Source organism: Streptomyces sp. NPDC006259, assembly GCF_042870975.1.
Classification (GTDB): Bacteria; Actinomycetota; Actinomycetes; order Streptomycetales; family Streptomycetaceae; genus Streptomyces.
Genome location: NZ_JBIAHY010000001.1, coordinates 694,071 through 706,827, shown reverse-complemented (window position 1 = coordinate 706,827; position 12,757 = coordinate 694,071). Strand labels below are relative to the sequence as shown.

The 12,757-nt window shown below is 73.0% G+C and carries 11 protein-coding genes; 5 read left to right on the top strand and 6 right to left on the bottom strand.

The window, feature by feature from the left end; translation table 11 throughout:
* Positions 1–63: 63 nt before the first annotated feature.
* Positions 64–1,167 (bottom strand): peptidoglycan-binding protein, encoded by a 1,104-nt coding sequence (locus tag ACFYO5_RS02955; protein ID WP_388703483.1) that lies wholly within the window; start codon positions 1,165–1,167, stop codon positions 64–66.
* A 162-nt stretch (positions 1,168–1,329) separates the two neighbouring features.
* Here ACFYO5_RS02955 and ACFYO5_RS02950 point away from each other — a divergent pair, with 162 nt between their 5' ends.
* Complete coding sequence (locus ACFYO5_RS02950) at positions 1,330–3,369, top strand: DHA2 family efflux MFS transporter permease subunit (RefSeq protein ID WP_388703480.1); 2,040 nt, start codon at positions 1,330–1,332, stop codon at positions 3,367–3,369.
* On the opposite strand, the gene ACFYO5_RS02945 is transcribed toward ACFYO5_RS02950, so the two are convergent.
* Entirely contained in the window at positions 3,362–3,886 is a 525-nt protein-coding gene (locus tag ACFYO5_RS02945; protein WP_388703478.1) for a GNAT family N-acetyltransferase, read from the bottom strand. The two genes, ACFYO5_RS02950 and ACFYO5_RS02945, sit on opposite strands and share 8 nt — an antisense overlap.
* Positions 3,887–4,039: 153 nt before the next feature.
* Between ACFYO5_RS02945 and ACFYO5_RS02940 the strand changes: the two genes are divergently transcribed.
* Positions 4,040–4,723 (top strand): hypothetical protein, encoded by a 684-nt coding sequence (locus ACFYO5_RS02940; RefSeq protein WP_388703476.1) that lies wholly within the window; start codon positions 4,040–4,042, stop codon positions 4,721–4,723.
* A gap of 6 nt (positions 4,724–4,729) precedes the next feature.
* On the top strand, positions 4,730–5,371 hold the full coding sequence (locus ACFYO5_RS02935) for a hypothetical protein (RefSeq protein WP_388703473.1): 642 nt from the start codon (positions 4,730–4,732) through the stop codon (positions 5,369–5,371).
* 58 nt (positions 5,372–5,429) lie between these two features.
* Here ACFYO5_RS02935 and ACFYO5_RS02930 read toward each other — a convergent pair whose 3' ends face one another.
* Positions 5,430–5,846, bottom strand: coding sequence for a DUF1992 domain-containing protein (locus tag ACFYO5_RS02930; RefSeq protein WP_388703471.1), 417 nt, complete (start codon positions 5,844–5,846; stop codon positions 5,430–5,432).
* Between the two features lie 103 nt (positions 5,847–5,949).
* On the opposite strand from ACFYO5_RS02930, the gene ACFYO5_RS02925 reads away from it, so the two are divergent.
* Positions 5,950–6,342 carry a hypothetical protein gene (locus ACFYO5_RS02925; protein ID WP_388703468.1) on the top strand — a complete coding sequence of 131 codons (393 nt, stop codon included), beginning with the start codon at positions 5,950–5,952 and terminating at the stop codon, positions 6,340–6,342.
* A 124-nt stretch (positions 6,343–6,466) separates the two neighbouring features.
* On the opposite strand, the gene ACFYO5_RS02920 is transcribed toward ACFYO5_RS02925, so the two are convergent.
* Positions 6,467–7,138 (bottom strand): O-methyltransferase, encoded by a 672-nt coding sequence (locus tag ACFYO5_RS02920; RefSeq protein ID WP_388703465.1) that lies wholly within the window; start codon positions 7,136–7,138, stop codon positions 6,467–6,469.
* A 701-nt stretch (positions 7,139–7,839) separates the two neighbouring features.
* On the opposite strand from ACFYO5_RS02920, the gene ACFYO5_RS02915 reads away from it, so the two are divergent.
* On the top strand, positions 7,840–9,894 hold the full coding sequence (locus ACFYO5_RS02915) for a bifunctional glycosyltransferase 87/phosphatase PAP2 family protein (RefSeq protein WP_388703462.1): 2,055 nt from the start codon (positions 7,840–7,842) through the stop codon (positions 9,892–9,894).
* A 5-nt stretch (positions 9,895–9,899) separates the two neighbouring features.
* Here ACFYO5_RS02915 and ACFYO5_RS02910 read toward each other — a convergent pair whose 3' ends face one another.
* Positions 9,900–11,027, bottom strand: coding sequence for an acyltransferase family protein (locus ACFYO5_RS02910; RefSeq protein WP_388703459.1), 1,128 nt, complete (start codon positions 11,025–11,027; stop codon positions 9,900–9,902).
* A 408-nt stretch (positions 11,028–11,435) separates the two neighbouring features.
* A complete protein-coding gene (locus ACFYO5_RS02905; protein WP_356559447.1) occupies positions 11,436–12,605 on the bottom strand; it encodes a steroid 3-ketoacyl-CoA thiolase in 1,170 nt (389 codons plus the stop codon).
* Between the last annotated feature and the right edge of the window lie 152 nt (positions 12,606–12,757).

Here is a 12,757-nt window from a genome sequence, read left to right as displayed (position 1 = left end):
CCGAGGGGTGCGGGACGGGATGCGGATCCACCTGGCGTGAGGCGGATCGGCCGCCTCACGCGGTCACGGCTCCTTCGTCTCCCGCTCCAGGCTCGTCCGGGTGGCCGATCCGTACTCGCCCAGCGGGTCCCCCTGGATGCCCCGTGACCACTGGAAGTTGCGCAGGGCCTCCTCGACCCGGCTGCTGAACGTCCCGTCCGCCTCGTCGTTGTAGAGATACAACTGCCGTAGACGCAGCTGGAGTTCGGTCACCTCGGGGCCCCGGTCCCCGCGGCGCAGGACGGTCCCCTCCCCGCTGCCGCCCTCCGCCCCGTTCCCGGGTGCGAGCGACCCCGTGACCTGAGTGGTCGGTGCGCTCGGGCTCGGCTCGGTCGTGCGGGAGGGCGACGCCGAGGCGCTGGACTCCGTGGCGGACGGTGACGCGCTCGCGCTCTCGGAGGGCGACGGCGAGGCGCTCGACGCCGACGGGGACGCGGAGCGGCTCGCGGACGGCGACGCCACGGCCGCGCTGGTCGAGGTGTCCGGGACGGCCGCCCGGACCCCCTCGGGGGCGGCCTGGTCCCGGCTCGGCGACTCGTAGGAGAACATCCCGCTCGCGAACCCGGCCGCGGCGATGACGGCGACGGCGGCACCGGTGGACGCGATCAGCAGCGTGCGGCGCCGCCGTCCGCGCGGGGCCTCGTCGCCGTACGGGCCGTGCCCGGCGTCCCCGTCCGCCTCGAACAGGCTCAGGTCGGTGTCGCTGGGCGCGGAGCCGGAGGGCGCGAGCGGCGTCGGCACCGGCGTCGTACCGGACGGCGTGACCGCGCGCAGGATCACGGTCGCGTCGGACACCGCGTCGCCGGGAGGCGCCGGCGGAACCGTCGGCAAGGGCACCGTCACCTCACCGGGAGCCGCCGCACCGGGAGTCGCCGCGCCGGCCTCCGTGCCGGTGCCGCCCTCCCCCAGCTCCACGTACGGCCGTATCCGCAGCGGATCGAAGTCCTCCGCCGCGGCCGCCTCCGCCTCGCGGGTGTCGCGCAGGGCGTCGGAGGCGCGCCGCGCGCAGGCGCACGACGGGGTGTTGTCCGCCGCCCGGAGCGCGCCGCACTGCGGACACGGATGCCCGTGCCGCCGCGGGCGCCCCGGTTCTCCCGGTCGGCCCTGCCGGTCCGTCGGATCGTTCACCCGTTCGCCCCTCCCCATCCGAACTCCAAGGATTATGCAGATCCTCCACACAACTGGTTGCCCGCGACCCCCGGAACGGGAGGTTCCGGCAGGACTCGACAGGCCATAACGGGACACACCAATCACGATGGAAGTTGTCCACGCGAGCCTCAGGAGGCATCCATGGCCTTGGACGCGCAGGCCCGGACGGGAGATCCCCGTCAGGAGCACGTGCCCGGCAACGTCCTCGTGTCGATCGGCGCGCTGCTGCTCGGCATGCTGCTCGCCGCCCTCGACCAGACGATCGTGTCGACGGCGCTGCCCACGATCGTCAGCGAGCTGGGCGGCATGGAGCACCTCTCCTGGGTGGTCACCGCGTACCTGCTCGCGTCGACCGCCGCCACCCCCCTGTGGGGCAAGCTGGGCGACCAGTACGGACGCAAGAGGCTGTTCCAGATCGCGATCGTGATCTTCCTGATCGGATCGGCGCTGTGCGGGATGGCGCAGAACATGCCGCAGCTCATCGGCTTCCGCGCCCTCCAGGGGCTGGGCGGCGGCGGGCTGATGGTGCTGTCGATGGCGATCGTCGGCGACATCGTCCCGCCGCGTGAACGCGGCCGCTACCAGGGCCTGTTCGGCGCGGTCTTCGGCGCGACGAGCGTCCTGGGCCCCCTCCTGGGCGGTCTGTTCACCGAGCATCTGAGCTGGCGCTGGGTCTTCTACGTCAACCTGCCGATCGGTGTCGTCGCGCTCGCCGTCATCGCGGCCGTCCTGCGCATCCCGCGCAAGTCGACCAAGCACGTCATCGACTACCTCGGCACCCTCCTCATCGCCTCGGTCGCCACCTGCCTGGTGCTGGTGGCCTCCCTGGGCGGCACCACCTGGGGCTGGGGCTCGCCGCAGATCATCGGACTCGCCGTCCTGGGCGTGGTGCTGGCCTTCGCGTTCGTGGCCGTGGAGCACCGGGCCGCCGAACCCGTTCTGCCGCTGAAACTGTTCCGCATCCGCACCTTCACGCTGTCCGCCGTGATCAGCTTCATCGTCGGCTTCGCGATGTTCGGCGCGATGACCTACCTGCCGACCTTCCTCCAGGTCGTCCAGGGCGTCTCGCCGACCCTGTCCGGCGTGCACATGCTGCCGATGGTGGCCGGTCTCCTGCTGGCGTCGACGGCGTCCGGACAGATTGTCAGCCGCACCGGCCGGTGGAAGGTGTTCCCGGTCACCGGCACCGCCGTGACAGCCGTCGGCCTGCTGCTCCTGCACCAACTCGACGAGCACAGCTCCACGGCCCTGATGAGCACCTTCTTCTTCGTCTTCGGCCTGGGGCTCGGCCTGGTGATGCAGGTCCTGGTCCTCATCGTGCAGAACGCCGTCTCCTACGAGGACCTGGGCGTCGCCACCTCCGGCGCCACCTTCTTCCGCTCCATCGGCGCCTCCTTCGGCGTCGCCATCTTCGGCACGGTCTTCACCAACCGCCTCGGCGACAAGCTCGCCGACGCCTTCCGGGGAGTCGACCTGCCGTCGGCCGTCTCCCTCGACGCGCTGGAGGCCGACCCGCGCGTCATCGGTGACCTGCCCGCCGCGCTGCGCCCACCGGTCCTGCACGCCTACGCCTCGTCCATCACGGACGTCTTCCTGTACGCCGCGCCGGTCGCCGTCCTCGGTTTCCTCCTCGCCTGGTTCCTCAAGGAGGATCCGCTGCGTGGCTCGGTGACCGCGCCGGACGGGACCGAGACGCTGGCCAGCAACCCGGTCCAGCGCTCGTCGTACGACGAGGTGTGCCGGGCCCTGTCCCTCCTCGGCACCCGGGAGGGCCGCCGCGAGATCTACCGGACGATCACCGACCGGGCCGGCTACGACCTGCTGCCCGCCGCGAGCTGGATGCTGCTGCGGATGAAGCGCTACGGCAGCGTCGAGCCGGCCATGCTCGCCGAGCGCGGCCCCGTCCCGCTGCCGGTGATCCTGGAGGCCGCCCGGCAGGTCGAGGAACGCCGGCTCGCCGTCCGCGACGGACTGGACCTGGTGCTGACCGACGAGGGCCGCGAGGTCGCCGAGCACCTCTCGCGGGCCCGCGAGGAGTCACTGGCCGAACTGCTCGGCGACTGGTGGGGCCCGGACCGCCCCACCGACCTGGTGCACCTGGTGCAGGAGCTGAACGGCGAACTGTGCGGTTCCGACCGCGAGCACCCGCACGACGAACGCCCGGTGACCCGGCTCAGCTGAGGCGCGTGCCGGCGGCCGCAGCCCCGCCGGACAGATCCTTGGCGAACCAGTGCTCGGCGTACGGGTCGGCGTTGTGCGGGGCGCCCTCCCGGTAGCCGAGGCGGGCGTACAGCGCGCGGGCCTCGACCAGGTCGCCGCGGGTGTCGAGGATCATCCGCTCGGCGCCGAGTGCGCGGGCGGCCTCCTCGGCGGCCCCGACGAGCAGCGGCCCGCCGCCCCTGCCGCGCGCCCCCGGCCGTACGAACACCCGCGTCAACTCGGCGGTCGTCGCGTCCAGCAGCCGTACGCCCGCACTGCCGGCCGGCTCACCGCCGTACCGCGCGACGAGCAGGCGACCGGTCGGCGGCGCCGGCTCGGTCCCGGCGCCGGCGGCGATCTCCCGCTCCAGCTCGGCCGGGTCGGTCCGCCGCCCCTCGTGCAGCAGGTACCAGCGGTCGCTGACCTCGGTGTAGTACTCCCGCCACAGCGCCGCGGCGACGGGGGACCCCACGGGTTCCGGCGCGATGATCCAGGTCATGTCCGTCATTGTCGGCAGGGGACCCACGGGGCGCGCAACCGGATAACCGGATATGCGGGGGCAGGGTACGACGCGGACGGCCGTTTGTCCGGCGCTGTCCGGGCAACCCGAACGGTGAACCGGCCCGTGGGGCCGATACACCGGAAGGCAACCATGTCCACAGGCGTGATCATCGCTCTGATCGTGATCGTGGCGGCCGCCATCGCCGTCGCGGCCGTTCTGGCCGTACGGGCCCGAGGGTCGTCACATGGAGGACGCGGCCTGAAGCGCCGCTTCGGGCCCGAGTACGACCGGGCCGTGGCCCGGCACGGCGGGGACGTCAAGGCGGCCGAGCGGGAACTCGGCGGCCTCGTGGAACGGCACGGGGGGCTGAAGGAGCGGCCGCTGGAGCCCGCGGAGCGCGAGCGGTTCGAGACCCGCTGGGCGGCCGCGCAGGAGCGCTTCGTCGACTCCCCGCGTGAGGCGGTCGCCGAGGCGGACCGGATCCTCGCCGACGCGGCGGGCGCCCGCGGCTACCCGGACGGCGGGCAGTACGACGAGCAGGTCGCCGCGCTCGCCGTGCACCACGCCGACCACGTGCAGGGCTACCGGCACGTGCACCACGTCACCCGCTTCCACCAGGACGGCGGCGCACGGGGTGGCGAGGCTCCCGGCACGGAGGACCTGCGGGCCGCCATGGTCGAGGCCCGCGCCCTCTTCGACGACCTGGTGGGCGAGGGCCGCCACCGGGCGCCGACCATCCGGCCCACGGAGGACCGTCGGGCCGACACGCGCCACGAGGGCCGCTCCGGGTTCCACCTGCCGGGCCTTCACCGGCACCAGACCAAGGAGGGGTGAACAGGCATGCCCGACGTGACATCCGGCGGCGAGTTCCGCCGCGCGGCACAGGAACAGGACCACGATCACCAGCAGGAACGGCCTCGCGTCGTGCCGCTGGGGGAGACCCAGGGGCAGGGGCAGGGGCAGGGTCCGGGGGCGTCGGCGCCGAGCCCCGCGGCCGACACCGCCACCCCGGCTGCCACTCCGGTCGCCACCCCGGCCGTGGACCCGGTCACGGGCGGCCGGGATGCGAGCCCCGCGCCAGTGCCCGCCGGAGCGCCCGGTGGCCTCCCGGCCGGAGGCGTCGAGGACGGCGGCGGCATCGGCGCCGCTCCGGCTTCCGGAGCGGCTCACCGCACCCATGAGGCCGAGGGCTCCTCGCTGCTCCCGCACGACGAGTGCGACAAGCTCTCCTCGCGGATGCGGCACGCGGTCGCCGGCTTCGTGGACCGGCCGCGGGACTCCGTGGAGGAGGCCGACCAGGTCCTGGAGGACCTCGCCACCCGCTTCACCGAGGCCGTGAACGACCGCCGCCGCACGCTGCGCGGCTCCTGGCAGCTCGCGGACGGCAAGAAGAACCCGGCGGCCGCGACCGCCGACACCGAGCAGCTCCGCCTGGCTCTGCGGGACTACCGCGAGCTGACGGACCGGCTCCTGCACCTCTGAGGTCTCTCGTTCCGATCGGGCCGTACCCCGCGGGCCCGGCCCGGTCCGAACGAGAGGCCTAGCTCTCCCCGGCCGACGCCCGGCGCTCCCGCCACTGCCGTACGACCTCTTCGACGTCGTACGGCTTCCTACCCAGCGGGGGGCCGGGCGGCGGCTTGTACATCATCTCGCGGAGCTTGACGTTGACGTCCGTGATGATCTTCCGGACGATCCGCTCCGAAGGAGCCGCGTACGCCGCGGCCAGGGCGTCCTCCGCCTCCTTGCGCAGGGCCAGCGCGGGCGGCAGGACCGAGAGCCCCTCGCGCGCCATCTTGCGCCTGATCCACCACAGTTCGTCGTACGAACTGTCGATCGCCGGATCCAACGGCCGCCCCAGGCCCGGCAGTTGCTCGAACTCGCCACGCCGCTCGGCGTCCTGGATCTGCTTGTCGACCCAGGACTCGAACGGGACACCGGGTGGCTTTCGCTCGGTCATGGGTCCATTGTGCCGGACGCGGCGGGGCCGGGCGATTTAGTATGCGGCGGCTGTGCACGCACAGTTCGGAAGCTGTCGGACGGACATCTCTAGAGGAGCGCACGTGCTCGAACTGACCATGGCAACCGTCTCCGGGGCGGAAGAGGGTGCCACGGCCGGCATGCTGATGGCCGACGCGCCCAGCGAGCCGGGTGCCGTGCTGCGGGTGGGCCGGGACAAGTCCGTGTGCCGCCTCGCCACCCCCGAGGAATGGCTGTTCGTCTCCCGGGTCCACCTGGAGTTCCTGTGCGGCCCCGAGGGCGTCTGGCAGGTCCGCTGGCTGCGCGGCTCCCAGCCGGACCCGTCCTCGGAGGTCCGGCTGGTGGTCGGCGAGTACGCCCAGACCATCGCCTACGGGGGGACCGTGCAGCTCCCGCGGGGCGGCAACGGCGAGATCGTCGTCGTGGACCGCACCGGCCCGCGCAGCGTCAACGTGGGGTTCTACCACGAGGGGTGACGGCCGGACGGAGCCCGACCGGGCTCGCGGGTCCGGGGGTCACGGGTCCCGGCCTCGCCGGTAGGCCTCGCCGGTCAGGGCCTCGTCGGTAGTCCTCGCCGATCCGGTCCTCGCCGGTCCGGGGCTACGCCAGCACACGCGCCAGCGCGAAGCCGTCGTAGCCCTTGGCGCCCACCGTCTGGATGGCCGTACCGCTCAATCTCGGGTGCGCGCCGATGAGTTCGATGGCGGCGCGGGTGCCCCGCACGTCCTCCGCGCCGCTGTCCGCGTCCACCACCCGGCCGTTCCGTACGACGTTGTCGACGATGATCAGGCTGCCGGTGCGGGTGAGCCGCAGCGCCCACTCCACATAGTGGGCGTTGTTGACCTTGTCGGCGTCGATGAAGACCAGGTCGAAGGGTGGCGGGTTCTCGTCCGCCAGCAGCGGCAGCGAGTCCAGCGCCGCGCCCACCCGCACCTCGACCTGCTTGTCGAGGCCCGCGCGCGCGATGTTGCGGACGGCGACCTCCGCGTGCTTCGGGCTGTACTCCAGGGAGACCAGCCGGCCGTCGGCCGGGAGCGCGCGGCCCAGCCAGATGGTGCTGTAGCCGCCGAGGGTGCCGATCTCCAGGATGGTGCGGGCACCCTGGATCTCCGCGAGGAGCTGGAGCAGCTTGCCCTGGTTCGCCGTGACGTTGACCGGGGGCAGCCCTGCCGCGTCGCTGTCGCGCAGCGCGGCCTCGGTCACCTCGTCGTCCGGGGCGAGATGGGTGGTGAGGTAGGTGTCGACGGTGTCCCAGATCTGCGACTCGCTCATGCGCTGTCCCTCTCAGTTCCCGACGTGACTCGTTAGGGATACTAACTAGTCGTCAGGTGGGGTGCGGGCGGTCGACGGAGGCGGGGCGGACGACGGCGGACGGGGTGGTCGACGGCCGAGGGGGTGGTCGACGAGGGACGGGGCGGGCGGCGGGGCGGGCGACGGGGGACGGCGGAAGGCTCGGCGGTGAGGGAGCCACCGGAGGCACAGGGGGCGACGGGAGCGCCGCCCGGCCCCACCTGTCTTGACCTCACGTGTCCCGACCCCACGTGTCCCGTCGCCGTGTCCGGCTCCGGGGCCCCGAGCGCGACCGTCCCGTCTCCGCCGCCGGCCCGCCCGCGACCGTCGGTGACGCCGGTGTCCCGTCCACGGCCGGTCCGCGGCCGCCCGGCCGGGACCTCGGCCGCCGTGTGCAGCGTGAGCCGCCGTGAGTCGCCGTAGGCCCCCGCCGGGCCGCCGGGCTGCCGGGCGCGCCGAGCGCGCGCCGGTCGTGTCCCGGCCATGACGGGCCGGGCTCGTCCCCGCGGAACCGAGGCCCCGTCCGGAGCACTATCGTCTTCCGGACAAAAGGAGAACGGACGTCAGGTGAAGGCGGGGTGGCCTGCGTCTCTGTCCGGGGGTACCGCGAGCCTCATAGGGTTCGTGGAGGAGCAGCCCACGTGGTGACGCGTGGGACCTACGGGGCGGGAGGCCTACGAGGCGTGGCGAATGCGGAGCACAGCGGGCGACCGGCGGAACCCTTCGGCGCGACCGCGGTCGACACGGCGAGAGCGCGCCTGCGCGCGGCCCGTCTCGGCCTCTGGCTGCTCGCGGCGGTCCTCGCCGTCCGGCAGGTGGCCGTCGTCCTCGGCACCCCGCGCGGAGAGCGGCTGACGGACCTGGAGACCTGGGTCGGGCCGAACGGCGTCCTGCACGTCAACGGTTCGCTCTACGACTCGACGCGCTTCACCGGAACCCCGTTCGGCGGACTCGTCCTCAAGCCCCTCACCCGGGCGGCCGAGCAGGCCCTCGGCTGGGGCTGGACGTTCGGCACACTGCTGCTGGTCGCCGCGCTCGGCCTGATCTTCGCGCGGGCCCTGCCGCAGCCGGTGAGCAGACGGACCTCGCTGCTGGCCGCACCCGTCGCGATCAGTCTGCTGATGCTGTCCCTCCCCGTCCGCAACACCCTCTGGCTCGGCCAGACCAGCATCATCCCCGTCCTGCTCGTCATGCTCGGCTGCTTCGTCGTCCGCGGGCGGCACGCGGGCGGCGCGCTGATCGGCGTGGCGGCGGCCCTCCAGCCGACCGTGCTGCTGTTCGCCCCGCTGCTGTGGTTCACCGGCCGGCGCCGGGCCGCCGCCACCGCGGGCGCGTCGTTCCTGGCGTGCACCCTGCTGGCCTGGGCGGCGATGCCGCACGACTCGTACACCTACTGGGTCCATCACATGGCGGGCGTGGGCCTCGGCGGCGAGGCGGACGCCCTCGGCAACCAGTCCCTGCACGGGGCCCTGCTGCGCCTCGGCCTGTCCGGCCCGCCGGAGATCGCGCTGTTCCTGACGCTGGGCGCGGCCGTCGCCGTCCTCGGCGTCCGCCGGGCGGTGCACTATGCCCGCGACGGCCAGCTCCTGCTGGCCGTGTCGATCACCGGCTGCGCCGCCATCGCCGTGTCCCCGACGACCTGGCAGCACCAGCTGCTGTGGGTCCTGCCGGCGGTGGTCGGCCGGGTCGGCAGGCGCGCCTCGGGCCGGTACGTCTGGCCGGTGGCCGTCGTCCTGGTCATGACGCTCCCGGCCAAGATGATGCTGCCGGACATGGCGTTCCTGTATCCGCTGCGCGACAACGTCGTCCTCCTCGCCGCGCTGGCGGCCGCCACCTTCGTGCCCTTCCTGTCGCGCTCCTCCCCGTACTACCGGGGACCGATCCCGACGGAGTACGCCGCCCCGGTGCCGGCCCGCTGGAAGCGCGTCCCGCTGCTGCCGTTCCCGCGCCGGGTGCTCGCCCGCCCGAACCTCTTCCTGGAACTGCTCCTCATCCGCGTCACGTACGCGGCGTACCAGCAGGTCAGGCTGGCGGCGACGGGCGGGACCATCTCGGGCGGGCGGGAGCGGGCGGAGGCCCACGGCCACCAGATCCTCGACATCGAGCGTTTCCTGCACCTCGACATCGAGCACTGGGCCAACCACGCGGTCGTCAAGGTCGGCTGGCTGCGCGACTTCTTCGACTTCTACTACACGTCGTTCCACTTCGTGCTCCCGCTGTCGGTGCTCGGCGTCCTCTACTGGCGCCGCCCGGTGGACTACCGCTGGGCCCGCTCCTCCCTCGGCTTCGCGACGCTGCTCGCGCTGGTCGGCTTCTGGCTCTACCCGCTGGCCCCGCCGCGCCTCATGCCGGACCTGGGCATCATCGACACGGTCCACGGCGTGCAGGACTTCACCCAGCCCGACTACGGCACCCTGACGTCCCTGACCAACCAGTACGCGGCGATGCCGTCCCTGCACTTCGGCTGGTCCCTGTGGTGCGGCCTGGTGATCGCGATCGTCGCCCCCAAGTGGTGGATGAAGGCCCTGGGGCTCCTGCACCCCCTGTTCACGGTCTCCGCGATCGTGGCCACCGGGAACCACTGGGTCCTCGACGCGGTGGGCGGCGCGGCGGTCGTGCTCGGCGGGTTCGGGCTGGCGTACGTGTTGCAGGGGCCGCGGGCGGGGGCGGCGGCGGTGACGCCCGTCAGTAACGACCGGCCGGTGCAGCCGGAGAAGGAACGGACCGTCGGCGCCTGACGGGTCTACCTGCCGCCCACCCCGGCGGGCGGGCGGACGACGGCCGCCGCCGGGCGGCCCACGCGGCTCCGCAGCCACCGTTCGGCGGGGTGCTCCAGCCACTGGTGGGCGGCGGCCGCGACGGCCTGGCTGACGAGGAGGACGCCCGCCCAGAAGACGAGCGTGGCGCCGCCGGAGGCCGGTCCGCCCCAGTGGTGCAGCGCGGCGCGGAGGACGATCTCGTGGACGAGGTACCAGGCGAACGACCAGTGGCCGAGCCGGATCATCCACGTCCCGCCCAGCCCGGTGCGGCGGCCGTCGAGGTCGGCTCGGGCGGCCGCGCAGATGAGGGCCGCGAAGATCGGCGCCGAGAGCCACTGGGAGGCCGTGTAGGGGCTGTACCAGAGGGCGTCCGGTACGGCGTGGTGCCAGGGGATCATGGCGAGGTGCCAGGTGACGACGAGGCCGGCGGCCACGGGCAGGGACACCGGCGGACGCCGGCCGCGCCGCAGGGCGAGCCCCGCCACCACGCCCAGCACGAACTGGAGCCCGCGGGTCAGCGGCAGGTAGTCGAGCGCCCACAGGCGGGTGACCGGCGACAGCCCGGACAGCGCCGGCCACAGGACGAGGGTGGCGCAGACCACGCCGACCGCGGTCCACGCCCACACCCGCGCCCTGCGGCCCGCGAGGAGGGCCAGCAACGGCGGGAAGACCAGGTAGAACCACGCCTCGTCACTGAGCGACCAGGCCGCGGGGTTGCCGCCCTTGAAGATGACCGGCTCGGGGAACCAGGCGTGCACCAGCAGCAGGTTGGCGACCACGGCCTTCAGCGACACGGCGCGGCCCATCCAGGCGTGGACGGCGACGGACGCCGCCACGCTGAAGGCGAGCAGCGGCCAGATACGGGCGAACCTGCGCCACAGGAAGATCCGGACGGGCACCCGCAGGCCGTCGTACGTCCAGGCGAGGACGACACCCGACAGCACGAAGAAGAACGTCACCCCGCTACGGCCGTACCAGACCGCGTCGCTGAGCCCCGGCACCGTACCGACCTGCCGTGACAGGTGGTACAGGACGACCAGCAACGCCGCCCAGAAGCGCAGCCCGGTCAGCGAGGGCAGCCGATCACGGCCGGGCGCGGGTGGTGAGGTCACGAACGGTCCTCGGAGGGTCGGGGCACCGGGGCGTTCGACTGTGCCCCGAACGGAGGAGCGAGGATATCGCCCTGCCCGCGCCCACTGTCCCGATGAGTGCCGGACCCTCGACTCCGCACTTTCACCGGCCGATGGACATGTCCTCCCGCGGAACCCGGCCGCCCCTCGACCGGGCCGTCGCGGTCCCGCTGGACCTCGACGAGTTCGGGACACGCCCCCTCGTCCACCACCGCCTCCAGGAGGAAGAGACCCCGGCCGCCCTCCGCGTCCGGTTGTGGGGCGGTCGGGGACGGGCGCAGATGGCCGTAGGCCTCCGTCACGTCCGCCCTCATTCCCGTCGTCTGCTTCAGCAGGAGCATCGTGCAGCGGCGGTCCGGGACGTGGCGGACCACGTTGCGACGAGTTCCGTCACAGCCGCTGGATGATCGTCCCCGTAGCCAGGCCGCCGCCCGCGCACATCGTGATCAGGGCGAACTCCCTGTCCGTGCGTTCCAGTTCGTGGAGGGCCGTCGTGATCAGGCGGGCGCCCGTGGCCCCCACCGGGTGGCCGAGGGCGATTCCGCCGCCGTTCACGTTGACCTTGTCGAGGTTCTGGTCGAAGACCTTCGCCCAGCTCAACACCACCGACGCGAAGGCCTCGTTGATCTCGACCAGGTCGATGTCGTTCAGGGACATGCCCGCCTTGCCGAGCACCGCTCGCGTCGCGTCTATCGGGCCGTCGAGGTGGAAGTGGGGGTCCGCCCCGACCAGGGCCTGGGCCACGATCCTCGCCCTCGCCTTCAGCTTCAGGGCCCTCGCCATCTTCTTCGACGCCCACATGATGGCCGCCGCGCCGTCGCTGATCTGGGACGAGTTGCCCGCCGTATGGATCGCCGTCGGCATCACCGGCTTCAGGCCGGACAGCGCCTCCAGCGACGTGTCCCGCAGGCCCTCGTCCCTGTCCACCAGGCGCCACATGCCCTGGCCCGCCGCCTGTTCCTCCTCCGTCGTCGGGACCTGGACGGCGAAGGTCTCCCTCTTGAAGCGCTCCTCCGACCAGGCCGCCGCCGCTCGTTCCTGGGAGAGCAGGCCCAGCCTGTCGACGTCCTCCCGGCCCAGGCCCCGGTGGCGCGCGATGCGTTCGGCCGCCTCGAACTGGTTCGGCAGGTCCACGTTCCACTCGTCCGGGAACGGCTTCCCCGGACCGTGCTTCGAGCCGGAGCCCAGTGGGACCCTCGACATCGCCTCGACCCCGCAGCTGATGCCCACGTCGATCACGCCGGCCGCGATCATGTTCGCGGTCATGTGGGACGCCTGCTGCGACGAGCCGCACTGGCAGTCGACCGTCGTCGCCGCCGTCTCGTACGGGAGGCCCACGGTCAGCCAGGCCGTGCGCGCGGGGTTCATGGACTGTTCGCCGGCGTGGGTCACGGTGCCGCCGACGATCTGCTCCACGGCGTCGGCGGGGATGCCGGTGCGGCCGAGGAGTTCGCGGTAGGTCTCGCCGAGGAGGTAGGCGGGGTGCAGGTTGGCGAGCGCGCCGCCGCGCTTGCCGATGGGGGTGCGGACTGCTTCCACGATCACGGGTTCGGCGGCCATGGGTGCGGATCCTCTCGGGGGGCGGCTCTCCTCCGGACGTACGGCACTACAGAACTAGAACACGTACTAGTTCTGTCTGCAGTCTGATGACGTGATGTGCGTCACCGCAAGGGTCTTGCAGCCTTCGGGTACCTGAACTACCTTCACCGAAC